We start from the raw sequence: 18,796 nt of genomic DNA, 5'->3' as shown, positions 1-18,796 counted from the left end.
CTAGTCTAGTCTAGAGTTCGAGAACCTGGTTGTCGCGGGCCGCGAACGAGGCCGGGAAGGCGGCCTGGGCCTGCTTTTCCATGGCTTCCAGCTGCGCGTCGGTGCGCGAGGGAGCGTGGTGGAAGAGCGCGAATTGCTTGGTGCCCGCCATCTTCGCCAGTTCGATGCCATGCTCCCACGTCGAGTGGCCAAAGCCCTTGAAGCGCTGCATTTCGTCTTCGTTGTAGGTGCAATCGTAGACGGCGAGATCGACGTCCCGCATCATTTCCAGCGCGACCGGATCATGGTGACCGGGCGTATGCTCTATGTCGTAGATCAGCGCGATGGAGCGGCCCTGATACTCGATTCGATAACCGATCGCCCCACCGGGGTGATTGAGCATGAAGGTCTTGATCCTGACGCCCGGATGAGGCTCCAGGACCTGTCCGGCGTGAAAGTCGCGGAAGCTCATCGTCGCCTGGCAGATGTCGGTCTTCACAGGGAACCATGGGGGGCTGATGAATTGCTCGATCATCTCGCGCGTCGTCATCTTGCCGTCGAGATGACCGGACCAGATGCGCAGATCGATCGCCGGATAGTAGATGGCCTTGAAGAACGGCAGGCCGATGATGTGGTCATAGTGACAGTGGGTGAAGAACAGATCGACGTCGCGGACCTGATCGTTGAGCATGCAAAGCCCAGCTTCGCGGGCGCCAGAGCCCGCGTCGAAGATCATGCGGTGTTCGCCACAGCGAATCTCGATGCAAGAGGTGTTGCCACCATAACGATCGAACTCAGGTCCGGAGACCGGGATACTGCCGCGAACGCCCCAGAACTTTACTTGAAAGAGATCTTTACTCATCGCTTTTTCAAAATGGTCCGACCCCACCGCGCTAACGTGATCCTCATTGGAACCTGATGCCAAGCGTGGCATTCCACAAGCCGTCTTGTCTTACGTACCGTATCCACACTATCAACCAAACCGGTGGAAATTCTTAAGCAACCGGGTTTTGTCGCAGAAAGCAACAGCTTATGGTTCGATTTCGGTAAATTACGGTGCGCGATCTGCCAGCTCACGGTGCCGAATCCTGATTTTCCTGAAAAATATATGGGAATTCGAATACGGGAATTCAAATGGCGCAAGGCCCGACTTAAGTCGAAGGATTCGGCTGACAATGCGCGCGCAGAAATCAGGCCAAGGCCTCCCAGCCTTGCCTGATTTCATCTGCCGCTGCTTTCGCTTTCGCAGGCTTCGCCAGGAAAAACACTGACTAGGCCATGATCAAATGGTTTCGCTACCCGCGCGGAGGCTTAGGCGCCTTTCGGCACAAACACAGCCACACTTTCGCGGTCGATTGTCAGCGGTTCCCTGACATCCAGTTCAGCGAACGGGTCATCGGCCCCGGTCGCAAGCACACGGCTCCACTCGTTGATCCCGTTCACCGCAGGAAAACGGATCTCGCAGTCGCCGCCGGCGTTGAACACCAGGAACAGACCGGCCGCCTTTTCGACGTCGGGCGTATTGGCGCTGTAGGACATGTAGACACTGAGCAGGCGAAGTTCCGGATCGCTCCAATCCTCTTCCCCCATCTGCTCGCCATCGGGCCGATACCAGGCGATTTCGGTTCGCTCATCCTCGCCGATGGCGCCGGTCAGAAAGCGCTCCTGGCGAAGTTCGGGATGATCCTTTCGCAACGCGATCATCTTCTGGCAGAAGGTGAGGAAGGGGTCGTCCAGGCCCGACCAGTCGACCCAGCCGATCTCGTTGTCCTGGCAATAGGCGTTGTTGTTGCCGCCCTGGCTGTTGCCGACCTCGTCGCCGGCGACGATCATCGGTACGCCCTGGCTGAGAAGCAGCGTCGCCATCATGTTGCGTCGGCGCCGCGAGCGCGCATCGCGGATGCCAGCGTCGTCGGTTGCGCCCTCGGCTCCCATATTGTCCGAGTGATTGTCCGAATGGCCGTCGCGATTGTCTTCGCCGTTCGCCTCGTTGTGCTTGTCGTTGAACGAGACCGTGTCCATCAGCGTGAAGCCGTCATGGGCGGACAGGAGATTGACCGATGATGTCGCCGCGCGGTCGGAGTGGTTGAACTGCAGCTGCGAGCCGGTGAGGCGCGAGGCGATATCCGGCGCCATGCCGCCATCGCCCTTCCAGAAGCGCCTGGTGTCGTCGCGGAATTTGTCGTTCCACTCCCGGAATGGATGCGGAAAGCCGCCGACCTGGTAACCACCTTCGCCGACATCCCAAGGCTCTGCGATCAGCTTCACGCCTGACAGGATCGGGTCCTGGCGGATCGCGCCGAAGAAGATGCCCTGGCGATCGAAGTCGAGATCCTGGCGTCCCAGCGTGCTGGCGAGGTCGAAGCGGAACCCATCGACGTGCATAACGCCGACCCAGTAGCGCAGGCTGTCGAGCACCATGCGCATGACCATGGGGTGCGCGACGTTCAGCGTATTGCCGGTGCCCGTTGTGTCATAGGTGTGGCGCGGATCGTCGGGCGAGAGGATATAGTAGCTGGCATTGTCGAGGCCGCGGAAGGAGAGTGTCGGCCCGCGCTCGCTGCCCTCGGCGGTGTGGTTATAGACCACGTCCATGATGACCTCGATACCGGCGGCGTGGAACGCCTTCACCATGGTCTTGAACTCGGTGATCTTGCTTCCGGACAGATATCGTGGCTGCGGCGCGAAGAAGCCCAGTGTCTGGTAGCCCCAATAATTGGTGAGGCCTTTCTCGAGAAGATAGCGGTCGTTGGGAAAATGCTGGATCGGCAGCAGCTCGACCGCCGAAATGCCAAGCTTCGTCAGGTGATCGATGATCGGCTCGCTGCACATGCCGAGAAACGTGCCGCGCAGTTCATCCGGTACGTCGGGATGCGTCATCGTCATCCCGCGCACATGCGCCTCGTAGATGATCGTGTCCGTCCAGGTGCGGCGGATTGCTTGATCGCCGTCCCAGTCGAAATCCGGGTCCTGCACGATCCCCTTGACCATGTAAGGGGCGCTGTCGCGGTCGTCGAAGGAGAGATCGTCATCCTTCGCGCCGATCGTGTATCCGTAAAGCGCGTCGTCCCACTTGAGTTCGCCAAGTACCTGCTTGGCATAGGGGTCGAGCAGCAGCTTGTTCGGGTTGAACCGATGACCAGCCTTGGGGTCGTAAGGGCCGTGGGCGCGGTAGCCATAGACGGTCCCCGGGCCGACGCCGGCGATATAGCCCGACCAGATGTCGCCCTCGCGCTTTGGCAGCGCCATGCGCGCAACCTCCTCCTTGCCGTCGGGCGAGAAGAGGCAGAGCTCCATCTGTTCGGCATGGGCGGAAAATACCGCGAAATGCGTTCCCTGGCCGGTGTACTCGGCACCGAGTTCGGGCTTGAGAAAGTCGAGTTCTGAAAACGAAAAGCTCATGGAACGCCCCCGGCTTGATTGTTGGCCTGCAGGGAACGTTGTTGCGCTGCAAAGGTTCCTTGGATCAAGGCGAGGGCGTATCGATTTGCGCCACCGCAATCACGGCATCAGCTGTCCGCCGTTGACCTCGATGATCTGGCCGGTGATGTAGCCGGAAAGTGTTGGCGATGCGAGAAACAGGTAGGCGCCGACGCAATCCTCCGATGTGCCGACGAAACCCATCGGTATCGATTTGCGCTGCATCTCCATCTGCTCGTCATTGGTGTAGCGCTCATGAAACGGCGTGGCGATCACGCCCGGAGCTACCGCGTTGACGCGAATGCGGTCGGGAACGAATTCCTTCGCATGGCCACGGGTGATGGTCGACACGAACCCCTTGGCGGCGGCGTAGAGAATGGCGCCGCCACCGCCACCGTTTCGGGCCGCGATCGATGTCGTGTTGATGATGAAGCCGCCCTGCTTCTTGAGCCACGGGTGCGCCGCGCGGGTCGCGGCGAGCACCGAGCGGGCGTTCAGGTCCATCACCTTCTGGTAATGCTCGTCGGTGTATTCCGAGGTCGGCTTGCGGCCGAGCATTCCGCCGGCATTGTTGATCAAGCCATCGAGATGGCCGAACGTCTTGGCGGTCTCTTCGACCACACGCTCGGTCTCGCCCTCTTTCGACACGTCGCCATGCACGAGATGGACGTGGCCGCCTGCTTTCTTGATCTCGTCGGCCAGCGCTTCGGCCTGTTCGCGGCTGGAGTTGTAATGAATGCCGACTTTCATTTCCTGGGCGGCAAGCGCCCTGGCGAGCGCCGCGCCGATTCCTGTCGAGGCGCCGGTGATAAGAACGGCCTTGCCGGCCAGGTCGGGAATTTTGATTGCCGCAAGCGATTGCGCAAGATGTGCCATGAAAACGATCTCCCAGTTCTGTCGAAAGGCCGGCGTTCGTCCGGCCAAGATGTGCCCGCCGGATTAGATTGGAGATCAGCTGGCCGCGTCAAGCTCCGGATAGTGACGGAAAATGCCGTCTTCATTGAAGGCAAGGCGGCGAGGGGAGGCGAGATAGGCGGCGATCCGGGGCCGCTCGCGCACTGCCGCATGCAAGCCAGCCAGGGCATGGTAGCGGTGCTGATATCCCTTCATCGCATTGGGAAATGCATAGCAAAGCCCCTCGATCACCTGGAACAGCGACAGATCGACATAGGAAAGGTCCGAGCCAACGATATGCTCAGCACCGCTCGGGTTCTGCTTCAGCATGCGCTCGAAATAGCCGAGATATTTCGGGATGCGGTCATCGATGAACGCCGTGGAGCGCGCCTTCGCTTCTGCCTTCTGATCTTCGTAGTAAAGTCCCGTCGATATCGGATGGTGGGTGTCGTGCACTTCGCAGACGAAATCGGTAATCGTCAGCTGAAGCCCGTTCGCGACGTGGCGCGGGCCTTCATCGGAAGGAGCGAGGCCGAGCTTCGGGCCGAGGTAGAAGAGAATGTTGGCGACGTGCGAGACCATGAGGTCGCCGTCTTGCAGAAACGGCGGGGCAAATGGGATGGTTGAATTCAACCCTTTATCCAGGATTTCCAGCATGGCATCGGTGCCCAGCCCGGGCTGGTCGTGTCGCGCGACATCGACGTAGTCGGCGCCTGCCTCTTCGAGCGCGAGACGCACGAACTCGCCCCGTCCCTGAATGCCGTTCCAGTAGTAGAGTTGATACGCCATCCGCGCCTCCGTGAAAGGCGCCTGGGCGTTCTATCGTCGTTCAGGCGCCGCCTGTTGAAATATATCGGCGATTGGCATCGCCGCCAGCTTTCTACTTGCGGCCATAACGGCGTGAAACAGCCACGATACGTTCAAGCGCCGACCGGCGCACCGAAATTGCAGCCGATTTTTCTCGGAAGAAGAAGGCCACGAGATTGTCGACGACGACGACAAGCAACATGGCGAGCGCCAGATAAGCCGTTGCAGCTAGGACCAGGGTCGGCATTGTCTCTCACACGGGAGCGATGAACATGTAGCAACCTGCTACGATGAGGGAAACGAGAATTGCGTCGAAGTAGCTGCGGTTCATGACCATTCTCCCAGTTTTGCAGGACAACCGTCAAACGTCACTTTTGTTCCATCCAGAACAGTCACCGCCACACTTTTAAGCAAAGCTGAAATTGCGCTGCGACTGAAGACTTTCCGGCATTCATTCAATACGACTGAATTAATGCAGAGATATGACTGAAATGAAAACAGGGCGCCTTGGGAGCGCCCTTTTAAATCAATAATTTGCGGAGATCATGCCGACTTTCGAGCCGGCGATTTCTTAGGCGCGGCCTTCGTCGCCTTCGCCGCGCCGCTCACCTTGATCTCGGGAGCCGCGCGCTTCGTTCTTGTCTTTACTTCCTTGCCGTCGGAAGACGCAGCCGATCCCTCGAGCGCGGCGCGCTCTTTCATCGCCTGTTCCCAATGCGCATGATCACGCCCGGTGGGGCGACCTTCCTCTTCCCAGAGCGCATACGCGCGCTTCTGAACCCACTCTCTTTGAGTTTCCGTCATCGCCGATCTCCACTGCAGGGATGCCATCGTTCAAACGCGATACTAATTGAAGAGTTCCAGACGAATCGCATTGTTTCAAGTCATTTCTGACACACTGCAAAAATATATGCGGCGTTGCAGCACGATGATTAAGCTTAGGTGCCGCTCATGCTCCAAATACGGACATATCGAGCTTCAGATAGCGCCACTATACTATCTTCGGACCATGGACGCTATCCGCCGAACGGGGCCGGGCGTTGCTGCCGAAGGCGTGATTGAACAGTGCCGAATTGCGACTATATCTTGCCTGCATGTTTTATCTCATATCGACCTATTGGCCGCATATCCTGTTCGTAATTTCGTTGCTCATGGGCGCCGCCGCGGCGATCCATGCGACCATGACGAAGGTGGAGGTGCGCGCCGCGATCGGCTGGGTCGGCGTGATCGTCTTGTCCCCCATCATTGGCGCCGTGCTTTACGCGATCGCCGGCATCAACCGCATCAGGCGTGCCTCCTTGAGCATGCGCCGCGACGCGCTGATGCCACAGGCCGATCTCGATGAGTTGGAAACGTTCGACGCGGAAGCCGAGATCGTCATCAGCGGTTTCGGGCGACGTTTCGCAGCCCTGCAGACGCTCGGCGACCGCGTCGCCCGTAGTCCGATCTCGACCGGCAACACGATCGACATACTCGACACCGGCGATGAGTGCTACGCCGCGATGAAGGCATCGATCGACAGTGCCGAGCGAAGCGTTCTTCTCGAAACCTACATCTTTGATCGTGATCCGATCGGTCTCAGGATCGCCGATGCATTGATCGCGGCGACAAAGCGTGGCGTGCTGGTTCGCGTGCTGATCGACGCCGTCGGCGCCCGCTACTCGGTACCGAGTATTCTGGGTTATCTGGAGGAGGGCGGCGTTTCCGTTTCCGTATTCAACGGCAATGTCATCATGGGGTTACGCCTGCCTTACGCCAATCTTCGTACCCACAGAAAGATCGTGATCGTCGATGGCCGGGTGGCGCTGACGGGCGGCATGAATATCCGGGCGGGCTTTACACGCGAGATCGCCGGCGAAGACTTCGCGCGAGACACCCATTTCATGGTCACCGGGCCAATCGTGGCCGATCTGTTCGACATCGCCGCGGAAGACTGGCGGTTCACGACGGGCGAGGCGCTTATAGAAGACGAGTGGCGCATCGCCGCGCCGGAGCGGGAGCCGGGCGATCCCGTTTTCATGCGCGTGGTCGCTTCCGGTCCCGACAGGCGGGTGGAGACAAACCACAGGATGCTGATGGGTGCGTTTTCGGTTGCCCGTAAATCGATCAAGATCATGTCGCCCTACTTCCTGCCCGATCGGGAACTGATCAGCGCGCTGGCGACCGCCGCACGCCGGGGTGTGGAGGTCGATATCGTGGTGCCGGCCGCCAACAATCTCGTTCTTGTCGATCGGGCGATGACCGCGCAATTCGACCAGATCGTCAGCAACTATTGTCGTATCTGGCGCGCCAGCGGCTCCTTCAGCCATTCGAAACTGCTGTCGATCGATGGCGTCTGGTCCTATGTCGGGTCGTCCAATCTCGATCCGCGCTCGCTGCGGCTGAACTTCGAGATCGATCTCGAAGTTTTGAACGAGGGGTTCGCCAACGAAATAGAGGAGCATATCGACGAGGCCATCCGCTCGGCGTCGCCGGTCACGCTGGAGGGGTTGCGGTCCGAGCCTTTTGCAGTCCGTCTGCTGAACAAGGTTCTCTGGCTCGGCTCACCCTATCTGTGACCGTTTTTCGCGCTTCAACATGGCAACTTCGGACAGAGCGCCTATACTGAAACCAAGGGAACCATTCGCTTCACGGAGAACCGGAAAACAACGATGCATGCCAGGAACAACAATCTGCCAGCAAGCATTCTTGCTTCCATAAGAAACCACAGGAAGCGCATCGAACTGGCTCCTGACAGCCCGATGTCACGGCCCGAGGGCACGCTGATTGCCTCCTACAACGTGCATAAATGCGTTGGCAACGACAGGCGGTTCGACCCCGATCGGACCAGCCGCGTCATTCACGAAATCGGTGCCGACGTCATCGCCCTTCAGGAGGCCGATACGCGTTTCGGCGAGCGTACGGGCATTCTCGATCTGCCCCGGCTCGAACGGGAGAGCGGGCTGCTGCCCGTACCGATCAGCGGCGTCAACAAGGCGCATGGCTGGCACGGCAACGTGGTGCTGTTCAAGAAAGGGCTGGTCAGAGACGTCCACCAGATCAAGCTTCCAGGCCTAGAGCCGCGGGGCGCGCTTGTCGCCGAACTCGACCTCGAGCGGGGTGGGGCGCTGCGCATCATCGCCGCGCATTTCGGCCTCCTCAGACATTCCAGGGCGCAGCAGGCGAAAGTGCTGCTCGAATTGATGACGGACAAATCCGACGTTCCGACCATCCTGCTCGGCGACCTGAATGAATGGCGGTTGGGCGATCGCTCGTCGCTCCACTCGTTTCAGTCGGTCTTCGGTCCGCAGCCGCTGGCCGTGCCGACCTTTCCAGCGCGTTTGCCGGTACTTGCGCTCGATCGCATCATGGCCAATCGCAAGGGCGTGCTGACCACGGTCGAGGCTCACGATACGCCACTGTCGCGCGTTGCGTCCGATCATCTGCCCATCAAGGCCTTCGTCAATCTGCGGCGAGCGGCCGAGCCCGCCTGATAAGAATCTAGCCGCCAGGTTTACAATAGGCGTCTCGCGCATCTTGACAGAGTTTGCAGTCGTGCGAGGTTCGCGCGGACCGGCATGGGGGCCGGCGCGGAGAGTCCAGCTATGCGAAGCGCACACCATTCTGGAGATGCGGTCGGCCGGTCGATAGCGGCCGCGCTGCGTGCGGCCGTATCAGTCGCCTTGCTCTTGCTCTGTCTCGCGGCTCCCTCGCTTGCCGCAGAAGAGCCCGTCCAGACGGAGGCCTCGAAGGCACAGGTCGCGAAGCTGCTGGACAAGATGGGCGAGTATTATTCCAAGGCCGGTACCCTTGCCGAGCGCCGCGCCGCTTTCGAACAGTTGATGCAGGAGACGCCGGGCCCGTCGAAAGTGCAGATCAGGCAGGTCGATGCCGGCGGCGTGGCCGCTGAGTTGATATGGCCGGCGCGGGTTCACTACGCGCTCGGGAAAAGGGCCATCCTCTATGTCCATGGCGGCGGCTTCTACAGCGGCTCCCTGGATACGCATCGCGCGTCGGCGGCTTCGTTCGCGAAGGCGGCATCGGCGGATGTGCTTCTGATCGACTACCGGCTGGCGCCTGAATATCCCTATCCCTCCCAGATCGACGATACGTTGACCGCCTATCTGTGGCTCCTCGATTCCGGATACGAGAGCGACAACATCGTGGTGCTCGGCGATGCCGCCGGTGGGAACCTCGCGATCCAGGCGGTGCTCCGGCAGATCAAGTTGCGCGGGCCGCCGCCAGCGGCAGTCATCGCCATCAGCGCGGTTACGGATCTTGCGGCGACCGGCGCGTCGATCACGACCAACGCCGCCAATGATCCGTTCGGGAATGCGTTACAGATCGAGGCGGCGCGAACGGCCTATCTTGGAGACCGTTCGCCGACGGATCCGCGCGTGTCGCCGCTTTATGCCGACATGAAGGGATTTCCGCCGCTCCTGATGCAGGTCGGCTCCAGGGAGATCTCGCTCGACGACACCTTGCGTCTCGCCGATAGGGCCAGGCAAGCCGGTGTCGATGTGACGACCGAGGTGCTGCCGGGAATGGTGCACCAATGGCACCTGTTCCCGTTCTGGCTCGATGACGCCCGCAAGTCCAACCAGCGAGCCGCTGAATTCGCGCTCCAGCATTTCGCCGACAAGCCGCGACCGTAGAAACGACAATTGGAACTCACCCGGCCGCCAAGCGGCACCGTGGCCGGGTCGATCCTCAGGCCGACCGGAACAGCTTCCAGCGGGTCGGACGAAATGCGACGCCGCCGTGCTCGAGGCCGCCCGCGGCTACCGGCGGCAGCTCAAGCTCGATCGGCGGATGGCCGTGTGCGATGTCGATCTCGACATGGCGCGTTCCGGCAACGCGGCGGCTGCTGGTCACGACACCTGCGATGCCCTCGGTGCCATCGCGAATTTCGATGTCGTGCGGACGGAAATAGAGGCTCGCTTCGCCATCGGCCTCACCCTCGGCGCGGATGCCGAGCGAGCGCCCGTCGAACCAGATGTCGCCGTTTGAAATCTTGACCTTCAGACAGTTCGATTGGCCGACGAAGCCGAAGACGAATGGCGAATTCGGGTGATCATAGACATCATCCGGCGTGCCGACCTGCTCGATCGCGCCCTGGCTCATCACCACGACCCGGTCGGCAAGCTCCATCGCTTCGTCCTGGTCGTGGGTAACAAAGACGGTCGTGTGCCCGGTCCTATCGTGAATCTCGCGGAGCCACTTGCGCAGATCCTTGCGGACCTGCGCGTCGAGCGCGCCGAACGGTTCGTCGAGCAGCAGTACATTCGGTTCCACCGCCATGGCGCGCGCCAGCGCCACGCGCTGCCGCTGGCCGCCGGAGAGCTGCGCGGGATAGCGCTTTTCAAGGCCGGGAAGCTGCACGAGATCGAGCAATTCCAGCGCCCTTCGGCGTATCTCGTCCCGCGGGGGCGGCGTGAGGAATGGCGGACCTTGAGGCCGAAGGCGACATTGTCGAGCACCGTCATGTGGCGGAACAACGCATAGTGCTGGAACACGAAGCCGATATTCCGCTCCTGAACGCTCTTGCGTGATGCATCCTCGTCACCGAAGTAGATCAGCCCCTCGGTGGGGCTCTCCAACCCGGCGATCAGGCGCAGGAGGGTCGTCTTGCCGGAGCCGGACGGACCGAGCAGCGCGATCAGTTCGCCGGAACGGATATCGAGCGAAACGTCATGCAGAGCCGGAAACCGATCGAATTCCTTGCGTAGGTTTTGAACACGAACTTCCATTCTAATTCCTCAGTGCCGCCGGCTCGCGGCGATTTCATCGCTGTATCGCATTTCCAGCAAGGTCTTCAAAACAAGGGTGACGAGCGCGAGCAGCGCCAGCAAGGTGGCCACGGCGAAAGCACCGGTGAAATTATACTCGTTGTAGAGGATTTCCACCTGTAGCGGCATGGTGTTGGTCTGGCCGCGAATGCGACCTGAAACGACCGAGACCGCGCCGAACTCGCCCATCGCGCGAGCGTTGCACAGCAGTACGCCGTATAGCAGTCCCCACTTGATGTTCGGCAACGTCACGTACCAGAAGGTCTGCCAGCCGCTCGCGCCAAGCGAGATCGCCGCCTCCTCGTCGCCGGTTCCCTGCTCCTGCATGAGCGGGATGAGCTCGCGCGCGACGAAGGGAAAGGTCACGAACATGGTTGCCAGGATCAGTCCTGGAACCGCGAAGAGGATCTTGATGCTGTTGGCGCTCAGCCATTGCCCGAGGTAGGTGTTGGCGCCGAGCAGCAGCACGAACACAAGACCCGATATGACCGGCGAGACCGAGAAGGGCAAGTCGATCAGCGTTGTCAGGAAGGCCTTGCCCTTGAACTCGAACTTGGCGATCGCCCAGGCGGCCGCCACGCCGAAGACGATGTTCAACGGCACGCTGATGCCCGCGACGATCAGCGTCAGCCTGATCGCCGAAAAGGTTTCCGCGTCCTGCAAGGCCGTGAAGAATGCCGCCGGCCCCTTTCGCAACGCCTCGACGAACACGGCCGCCAGCGGCAGGATCAGGATGAGCGTCAGGAACACCAGTGAAATGGCAATGAGCGTCCACCGCGCCCACCGATGCTCGGTGACTACGGATCGGACTTTCGCCGCGGGAGCATTGGTCTCAAGCGCCATTGCCATACCTCCTTCTGCTCCAGCTCTGGATGAGGTTGATCACGAGAAGCATGGCGAAGGACAGAACCAGCATGACGGCGGCGATGCCGGTGGCGGCCGCGTAATTATACTCTTCCAGCTTGATGACGATCAGCAGCGGGGCGATCTCCGATTTGAACGGCAGGTTGCCGGCGATGAAGATGACAGATCCGTATTCGCCGACGCCTCTGGCGAAGGCCAGGGCGAAGCCCGTCAAGACAGCCGGCGCCAGGCCGGGCAGCAGCACCCGTGTGATCGTCTGCAGGCGGTTCGCGCCAAGCGTGGCCGCCGCCTCCTCGACCTCCTTGTCGATCTCCTCCATGACCGGTTGCACCGTACGCACCACAAAGGGCAGGCCGACGAAGACCAGAGCGACCACGATGCCGACGGGTGTGAAGGCGATCTTGATGCCGAGTGGCGTCAGGAACTGCCCGAGCCAGCCATTGGGGGCGTAGAGCGTCGCAAGCGCGATACCGGCGACGGCGGTTGGCAGCGCGAAGGGCAGGTCGACCATCGCGTCGATGATGCGCTTGCCGGGAAAGCGGTAACGCACGAGAACCCAGGCAAGTACGATGCCGAAGAGGACGTTGACGCAAGCGGCCGCGAACGCGGTGCCGAAGCTGATCCGCAGGGCGTTCACCGTGCGGGGGTCAATGGCGATCGACCAGAATTTCTCCCAGCCGAGTTCGCTCGAACGCCATGCGAGGCCCGAAAGGGGTATCAGGATCAGAAGGGTGAGCCAGATCAAGGTAAAGCCGAGTGCCATTCCAAATCCTGGAATGACACTCGGCCGCCTGAACCGCCACCGCGTGGGGCTATGTGCTCTCATGCGATGTATTATTGTGCCGGCTTGTAGATTTGGTCAAACACGCCGCCATCGCCGAAGAATTTCGGCTGCGCTTCCTTCCAGCCGCCGAAATCGTCGATCGTCGCGAGCGTCAGCTTCGGGAAGCGGGCGATATCGGCAGGATCGGCTGCTTCAGGCTTGATCGGGCGGTAATAGTGCTTGGCCGCGATCTTCTGGCCCTCGTCGGAATAGAGGTAGTCCAGATAGGCCTCGGCGACCTTGCGCGTACCCTTCTTGTCGACATTACCGTCAACCACCGCGACCGGCGGGTCGGCACGGATCGAGAAGCTCGGGGTGACGATCTCGAACTGGTCCGGGCCGAGTTCCTCGAGCGACAGATAAGCCTCGTTTTCCCACGCAAGAAGCACGTCACCCAGTCCGCGCTGGACGAAGGTGGTGGTCGCGCCGCGTGCGCCTGTGTCGAGGACGGGAACGTGCTGAAGCAGGCTCGTCACATAGGCCTGAGCCTTCGCGTCATCGCCGCCGTTGGCCTGCTTGGCCCATGCCCAGGCGGCCAGGAAGTTCCAGCGCGCGCCGCCCGATGTCTTCGGGTTCGGCGTGATCACCTGCACGTCGTCCTTGACGAGGTCGGCCCAGTCCTTGATGCCCTTCGGATTGCCCTTGCGCACCAGGAACACGATGGTCGAGGTGTAGGGCGTCGAGTTGTTGGGGAGCTTGCTCTTCCAGTCGGCTGGGATCTTGCCGGTCTTTGCGGCGATCGCGTCGATGTCGCCTTCAAGAGCAAGTGTCACGACATCGGCATCGAGGCCGTCGATGACCGATCGCGCTTGTGCGCCGGAGCCACCATGCGAAGCCTGGATTGCCACCGTCTCGCCGGTGTCCTTCTGCCACTTCTGTGCGAAGGCGGCGTTGAAATCCTTATAGAGTTCCCGGGTCGGATCGTAGGACACGTTGAGAAGCGTCTGGTCGGCAAAAGCCGGTGCGACAGCGCCGATGGCGAAACTGCCTGTCAGAACCGCGACCGCGAGAAGCCGGGTAATCCGTTGTGCGTGCATGGGAACCTCCTTCGTTGTGATCAAACTCTACCAACTTGGTCGTATAATGAAACGAAGATTGTTTCTGTTCCATACGGCGGTTTCGGAATGACGTGCCATTTCGTCCGCCGTTTTGAAATGAATGTGCTGTGATGCGGGGCTGCCGGCATCCGACGGTCTGACTCGTGCGGCGCCAGAATGTGGGAATTTCGCGAGTGCCTTGCGTGGATTCATGAGCATTTCATCGAGGCGGGAGCAAAAGCCTCGGGACGGAATTGAAATCCGCCTTGTTCGGCGATTATAGTCCGCCGACGCCGCGCTCGACTCGCGCGCGGGGAGGCAAGGGAAGGAACGCTTAGATGACCAAAGTCCGCGCACTGGTGCTGGAGCGCCAGCATGAACTCGCTATCCGCGAAATCGATCTGCCGATGGAAACCGGGCCGGGCGAGGTCAAGATCAAGATTCACACGGTCGGCGTCTGCGGCTCCGACGTGCATTATTACACGCACGGGAAGATCGGGCCTTTCGTCGTCAACGAGCCGATGGTTCTGGGGCACGAGGCGGCGGGCACCGTCGTCGAGGTCGGCGCGGGGGTCTCGCATCTGAAAGTGGGCGATCGCGTCTGCATGGAACCGGGCATCCCCGATCCGAATTCGAAAGCAAGCCGGCTCGGCATGTACAACGTCGATCCCGCCGTCAGCTTCTGGGCCACGCCGCCCGTTCACGGCGTGCTAACGCCCGAGGTCGTGCATCCCGCCAACTATACGTTCAAGCTGCCTGACAATGTGAGCTTCGCCGAAGGCGCGATGGTCGAGCCTTTCGCCGTCGGCATGCAGGCCGCCACCAAGGCGAAGATCGCGCCCGGCGATACCGCCGTCGTGCTCGGCGCCGGTCCGATCGGGACGATGGTCGCCATCGCGGCGCTCGCTGGAGGTTGCGCGCGCGCGGTCGTGGCCGATCTTGCCCAGCCGAAGCTCGATATCGCCGCCCAGTATCAGGGCGTGATCCCGGTCAATATCCGTGAAGCGAACCTCGTCGAAGAGATCTCGCGGCTGACGGACGGGTGGGGAGCCGATGTGATCTTCGAATGCTCCGGTTCGCCGAAGGCCTGGGAAACGATCATGGATCTGGCACGCCCCGGCGGCGTCATTGTTGCGGTTGGTCTGCCGGTCAACCCTGTTGGCTTCGACGTATCGACCGCGTCGACGAAGGAAATCCGCATCGAAACGGTGTTCCGCTACGCGCATCAGTACGAGCGGTCGATCGCGCTGCTCGGTTCCGGTCGCGTCGATCTGAAACCTCTGATCTCCGAAACCTTCGGCTTCGAGGACTCGATCAAGGCTTTCGACCGCGCGGTCGAAGCGCGGCCGAGCGACGTGAAGCTGCAGATCGTGATGGAATAGGCTCTAGGATCGGCCGGCGCTGAGCGTCGCCTTTCTGAAGATCCTCCTGAAGACGAGGGCCGCGCCAGCCACGATGGCCGCGGCCCCGATCGCCATGACAAGATGATGTTGCAGCGGCAGACGGCCGAGCATCCGTTCGATACCTTGCCCGAAGAGATAGCCGAGCGCCGTGAACAGCTGTCCCCATATGAGAGCCGCGACCGCGTTCAGCACCACGAACTTTCCGGTCGAAATGCGCGTCGTGCCGATCACGATGGGGCTGATCGTTCTCAGGCCGACGAGAAAGCGGAACGCGAGGATGAAACCTGTCGGGTAACGCTCGAGAAGGGACGTGACCTGCGTCAGCGTCGGCGTCTCGGTCAACTTGCGGACGACGCGCCAGCGCACCGCATAGCGGCCGGCGAAGAACCAGATCTGGTCGCCGGCGAATGAACCCGCCGAGGCCATCAGCGAGGCCGACAAATAAGAGATCAGCCCGCGATGGGAGATGATACCGCCGAGAAAGGCCGCGGTTTCTCCCTCGATTGCCGTGCCAAGGAAGATCGCGACGATCCCATAGTGTTCGATCAGCTGCTCTATGGACACGATTGACACCTCGGCATTTTCGGCCCGCCGCCGCGAAGGCTACACGCTCTTCAGGTCGCCGAGCAATGTCGGGATCAATTCGGAGACCGTCGGGTGGATCGGCACGGCCCATTTGAGTTCGGGATAGGTCGTCTTCGCGTTCATGGCGTCGATGAAGCCATGGATCGCCTCGTCGCCCTCAATGCCGAGGATCGCCGCGCCGAGAATCTGCTTGCTTTGCGCATCGGCGATCACCTTCATGAAGCCCTTTGTCTCGCCCCGCTCCTTGGCGCGGCCGACCCTGGTCATCGGCCGGGTCGAGATCATGATCTCGTGGCCGGATGCGCGGGCCTGCCTTTCCGACATGCCCACGCGACCGAGCGGCGGATCGATGTAGAGCGCATAGGCAAGGATACGGTCGCTGAGCTTGCGATCCTCGCCGTCGAGCAGGTTCGCGGCCGCGATCTCGAAGTCGTTGTAGGACGTATGCGTGAAGGCGCCGTGGCCATTGCAGTCCCCGAGCGCCCATATGCCATCGACATTGGTCGCCAGCTTGTCGTCAACCGTGATGTAGCCTCGCTTGTCGGTAGCGACCTTGGCTCGTTCAAGGCCGAGATCATCGGTGTTCGGCACGCGGCCGGTTGCGACCAGTACATGGCTCGCGGTGATGTCGGCGATACCATCGCCGACCGCGACCACGATCCCATCGGAACTGTTTTTGAAGGCGATGCGATCGGCGCTGGTGTGGACCGCAATTCCTTCCGCGCGCAGAATGTCGGCGATCGCGTCCGAGATGTCGTCATCCTCGCGCGAGGCGAGCTTGGGGCCGCGCTCGATGACCGTTACCTCCGCGCCGAAGCGGCGATACATCTGGGCGAACTCAAGGCCGATATAGCTTCCGCCGATGATCACCAGATGCCGGGGCAGTGTGTCCATCGCAATGATCGATGTGCTGGTCAGGTAATCGATGTCGCCGATACCCGGCATATCCGGAATGGCCGGTCGGGCGCCGACGTTGAGATAGATGCGCGGCGCGGTCAGCAATTCGCCGTTAACGGTGATCGTCCGCTCGTTTTCGAAGCGGGCATGACCGTAGATCACGGTGATGCCGTCCATGTTGGCAAACCACGAGAGCAGACCATTGCGGGCCTCCATGATAACTGTCTCGGCTCGTTTGCGGACGATTTCCATGTCGACGCCGATCTCGCCAGGGATGGTCACCCCGTAGCCGCCGGCATTGCGCGCGACATGGGCGGCGCGGGCGCTGGCGACGAGCGTTTTCGTCGGCATGCAGCCCGCGTTGACGCATGTTCCGCCGAGAAACTTGCGTTCGATGAGCGCGACCTTCATGCCCCTCTCCGCCATCCGGGCGGCGAGAAAGGGGCCGGACTGGCCGGCGCCGACAACGATTGCGTCGAAGCTGCGCATCAGACCGCAGCCACGATCAGGATCGCGCCGACAATGGCGACCGCGTCCTCGATGATTGCGGCCGGCGGATCTCTCTGAAAGGCGCCAGCCAGCCTGGCGCGCGCCGCGGCGCCACCAAGCGTGCCCGCAACCGCGCCGAGAATGCCGGCGGCGAGCGCCGCGATCATCGAGCCGCCGGCGGCGCCGATGGTGGCACCTGACAGCGCGCCCATGATCAACCGCGCGCCGAACTGCATGGGCACCTTGCGGGAAGGGGTGGATGGCAACTGATCGGTCACCAGTTCGACCAGCGCCAGCAGCGTGAATATCCATGGGGTCCAGCGGTAACCCATGAAGGACAGCGGTGTCTGGGACACATCGAACCAGCCGAGCGCCGCGCCCCATGCGACGGCCGCGGGCGCTGTCAGCGCGCGCAGCCCGGCGATGATGCCGATCAGAAATGCGAGAAACAGAAGCATGCGCAATCCCCCATCGCAGCGCAGGCTATCCCCGCGGTGAAGCAAGGCTTGCACATTGTCGGTTCGGTTGCAATTTGACGGCGAAGGATTTCTCTCAGTTCGAGAACGCCGCTATCCCCGTTATGGCGCGACCGAGGATCAGGGCGTGAATGTCGTGCGTGCCTTCATAGGTGTTGACCACCTCGAGATTAACGAGATGCCGCGCGACGCCGAACTCATCGGAAATGCCGTTGCCGCCAAGCATGTCGCGTGCCATTCGGGCGATGTCGAGTGCCTTGCCGCAGGAGTTGCGTTTCAAAATCGAGGTAAGCTCGACCGGCGGGTGGCCGTCCTCCTTCATCCGGCCGAGACGCAGGCAGCCCTGCAGGCCAAGGGTGATCTCGGTCGCCATGTCGGCGAGCTTCTTCTGGATCAACTGATTGGCGGCGAGCGGTCGATTGAACTGTTTCCGGTCGAGCGTGTATTGCCGCGCCTTCGCGTAGCAATCCTCGGCGGCGCCGAGCGCACCCCATGCGATGCCAAAACGGGCCGAGTTGAGGCAGGTGAACGGACCCTTCAGGCCGGAGACATCGGGCAACAGGTTCTCTTCCGGCACGAAGACGCCGTCCATGACCACTTCGCCGGTGATCGAGGCGCGCAGACCGACTTTGCCGTGAATGGCTGGCGCTGTCAGGCCCTTCCAGCCCTTTTCGAGGATGAAGCCGCGGATGACGCCATCCTCGGTCTTTGCCCAGACCACGAAGACATCGGCGATCGGCGCGTTCGATATCCACGTCTTGGCGCCGGAAAGACTATAGCCGCCGTCGACCTTCCTTGCGCGCGTCGCCATCGATCCCGGATCGGAGCCATGGTTCGGCTCGGTGAGGCCGAAGCAGCCGATCCATTCGCCGGTGGCGAGTTTCGGCAGATACTTCTGCTTCTGCGCTTCCGATCCGAAGGCATCGATCGGTACCATTACCAGCGATGACTGTACGCTCATCATCGATCGATAGCCGCTGTCGACGCGTTCGACCTCGCGGGCAATCAGCCCGTAGGCAACGTATCCGAGGCCCGCGCCGCCGTATTCGGGTGATATCGTCGGGCCGAGCAGACCGAGTTCGCCCATTTCGCGAAAGATATGCGGATCGGTCTTCTCATGGCGAAAGGCTTCGAGCACACGCGGCGCGAGCTTGCCTTGCGCGTAGGAGTGCGCGGTGTCGAGCACCATGCGCTCTTCGTCCGTCAGTTGCTCGACGAGCCGGAACGGATCGGACCAGTCGAAACTCTCGCGGGTGTGCTGCATGGTTCATCCTCCTCGATCCATCGGCATTCAGCGGACCCTATTGGGATACCGCCGGGGCGAGGGAGCGTCAACACGCGCCGCCGTCTGCGT

The 18,796-nt window shown here is 61.4% G+C and carries 17 protein-coding genes and 1 pseudogene; 4 read left to right on the top strand and 14 right to left on the bottom strand.

Annotation, left to right across the window (positions count from 1 at the left end; genetic code table 11):
• Positions 1 to 10: 10 nt before the first annotated feature.
• From P3R82_RS03270 to P3R82_RS03245, 6 genes are all read right to left on the bottom strand, one after another.
• Positions 11 to 841: an MBL fold metallo-hydrolase gene (locus P3R82_RS03270; RefSeq protein ID WP_183898284.1), complete on the bottom strand. Its 831-nt coding sequence runs from the start codon at positions 839 to 841 to the stop codon at positions 11 to 13.
• A 449-nt stretch (positions 842 to 1,290) separates the two neighbouring features.
• Complete coding sequence (glgX, locus tag P3R82_RS03265) at positions 1,291 to 3,381, bottom strand: glycogen debranching protein GlgX (RefSeq protein WP_283192990.1); 2,091 nt, start codon at positions 3,379 to 3,381, stop codon at positions 1,291 to 1,293.
• A gap of 99 nt (positions 3,382 to 3,480) precedes the next feature.
• Positions 3,481 to 4,275 carry an SDR family NAD(P)-dependent oxidoreductase gene (locus tag P3R82_RS03260; RefSeq protein ID WP_283192989.1) on the bottom strand — a complete coding sequence of 265 codons (795 nt, stop codon included), beginning with the start codon at positions 4,273 to 4,275 and terminating at the stop codon, positions 3,481 to 3,483.
• 75 nt (positions 4,276 to 4,350) lie between these two features.
• Positions 4,351 to 5,082, bottom strand: a complete 732-nt coding sequence (locus tag P3R82_RS03255; RefSeq protein WP_283192988.1) for a glutathione S-transferase — start codon at positions 5,080 to 5,082, stop codon at positions 4,351 to 4,353.
• 91 nt (positions 5,083 to 5,173) lie between these two features.
• Positions 5,174 to 5,347 (bottom strand): hypothetical protein, encoded by a 174-nt coding sequence (locus P3R82_RS03250; RefSeq protein ID WP_183898280.1) that lies wholly within the window; start codon positions 5,345 to 5,347, stop codon positions 5,174 to 5,176.
• A gap of 296 nt (positions 5,348 to 5,643) precedes the next feature.
• Positions 5,644 to 5,904 (bottom strand): DUF2934 domain-containing protein, encoded by a 261-nt coding sequence (locus tag P3R82_RS03245; protein WP_283192987.1) that lies wholly within the window; start codon positions 5,902 to 5,904, stop codon positions 5,644 to 5,646.
• Positions 5,905 to 6,194: 290 nt separating this feature from the next.
• Between P3R82_RS03245 and P3R82_RS03240 the strand changes: the two genes are divergently transcribed.
• From P3R82_RS03240 to P3R82_RS03230, 3 genes are all read left to right on the top strand, one after another.
• Entirely contained in the window at positions 6,195 to 7,658 is a 1,464-nt protein-coding gene (locus tag P3R82_RS03240) for a phospholipase D-like domain-containing protein (RefSeq protein ID WP_183898278.1), read from the top strand.
• 93 nt (positions 7,659 to 7,751) lie between these two features.
• Positions 7,752 to 8,573: an endonuclease/exonuclease/phosphatase family protein gene (locus tag P3R82_RS03235; protein WP_283192986.1), complete on the top strand. Its 822-nt coding sequence runs from the start codon at positions 7,752 to 7,754 to the stop codon at positions 8,571 to 8,573.
• A 111-nt stretch (positions 8,574 to 8,684) separates the two neighbouring features.
• A complete protein-coding gene (locus tag P3R82_RS03230; protein WP_283192985.1) occupies positions 8,685 to 9,734 on the top strand; it encodes an alpha/beta hydrolase in 1,050 nt (349 codons plus the stop codon).
• A 55-nt stretch (positions 9,735 to 9,789) separates the two neighbouring features.
• On the opposite strand, the pseudogene P3R82_RS03225 reads toward P3R82_RS03230, so the two are convergent.
• From P3R82_RS03225 to P3R82_RS03210, 4 genes and pseudogenes are all read right to left on the bottom strand, one after another.
• Positions 9,790 to 10,829, bottom strand: a pseudogene (locus P3R82_RS03225) (sulfate/molybdate ABC transporter ATP-binding protein).
• Between the two features lie 9 nt (positions 10,830 to 10,838).
• Positions 10,839 to 11,711 (bottom strand): sulfate ABC transporter permease subunit CysW, encoded by an 873-nt coding sequence (gene cysW, locus P3R82_RS03220; RefSeq protein ID WP_283192984.1) that lies wholly within the window; start codon positions 11,709 to 11,711, stop codon positions 10,839 to 10,841.
• Positions 11,701 to 12,558 (bottom strand): sulfate ABC transporter permease subunit CysT, encoded by an 858-nt coding sequence (gene cysT, locus P3R82_RS03215; protein WP_183898273.1) that lies wholly within the window; start codon positions 12,556 to 12,558, stop codon positions 11,701 to 11,703. The genes cysW and cysT overlap by 11 nt, the downstream gene beginning before the upstream one ends.
• An 8-nt stretch (positions 12,559 to 12,566) precedes the next feature.
• Positions 12,567 to 13,592 carry a sulfate ABC transporter substrate-binding protein gene (locus P3R82_RS03210; protein ID WP_283192983.1) on the bottom strand — a complete coding sequence of 342 codons (1,026 nt, stop codon included), beginning with the start codon at positions 13,590 to 13,592 and terminating at the stop codon, positions 12,567 to 12,569.
• 338 nt (positions 13,593 to 13,930) lie between these two features.
• Between P3R82_RS03210 and P3R82_RS03205 the strand changes: the two genes are divergently transcribed.
• Positions 13,931 to 14,974, top strand: a complete 1,044-nt coding sequence (locus tag P3R82_RS03205) for an NAD(P)-dependent alcohol dehydrogenase (protein WP_283192982.1) — start codon at positions 13,931 to 13,933, stop codon at positions 14,972 to 14,974.
• A gap of 3 nt (positions 14,975 to 14,977) precedes the next feature.
• Here the strand turns inward: P3R82_RS03205 and P3R82_RS03200 are convergent, their stop codons facing one another.
• From P3R82_RS03200 to P3R82_RS03185, 4 genes are all read right to left on the bottom strand, one after another.
• Positions 14,978 to 15,559 carry a DedA family protein gene (locus P3R82_RS03200; protein ID WP_283192981.1) on the bottom strand — a complete coding sequence of 194 codons (582 nt, stop codon included), beginning with the start codon at positions 15,557 to 15,559 and terminating at the stop codon, positions 14,978 to 14,980.
• A gap of 39 nt (positions 15,560 to 15,598) precedes the next feature.
• Positions 15,599 to 16,966: an FAD-containing oxidoreductase gene (locus P3R82_RS03195; protein ID WP_283192980.1), complete on the bottom strand. Its 1,368-nt coding sequence runs from the start codon at positions 16,964 to 16,966 to the stop codon at positions 15,599 to 15,601.
• The gene (locus P3R82_RS03190; protein ID WP_283192979.1) at positions 16,966 to 17,424 is read right to left on the bottom strand and encodes a DUF4126 domain-containing protein; all 459 of its coding nucleotides are present in this window, start codon (positions 17,422 to 17,424) and stop codon (positions 16,966 to 16,968) included. The genes P3R82_RS03195 and P3R82_RS03190 overlap by 1 nt, the downstream gene beginning before the upstream one ends.
• A gap of 94 nt (positions 17,425 to 17,518) precedes the next feature.
• Positions 17,519 to 18,706, bottom strand: a complete 1,188-nt coding sequence (locus P3R82_RS03185) for an acyl-CoA dehydrogenase (protein WP_283192978.1) — start codon at positions 18,704 to 18,706, stop codon at positions 17,519 to 17,521.
• Positions 18,707 to 18,796 lie beyond the last annotated feature (90 nt).

Origin of the sequence: Rhizobium sp. AN80A (assembly GCF_030053015.1) — a bacterium.
Lineage (GTDB): Bacteria > Pseudomonadota > Alphaproteobacteria > Rhizobiales > Rhizobiaceae > Rhizobium > Rhizobium metallidurans.
This window is presented reverse-complemented; position numbering and strand designations above follow the sequence as displayed.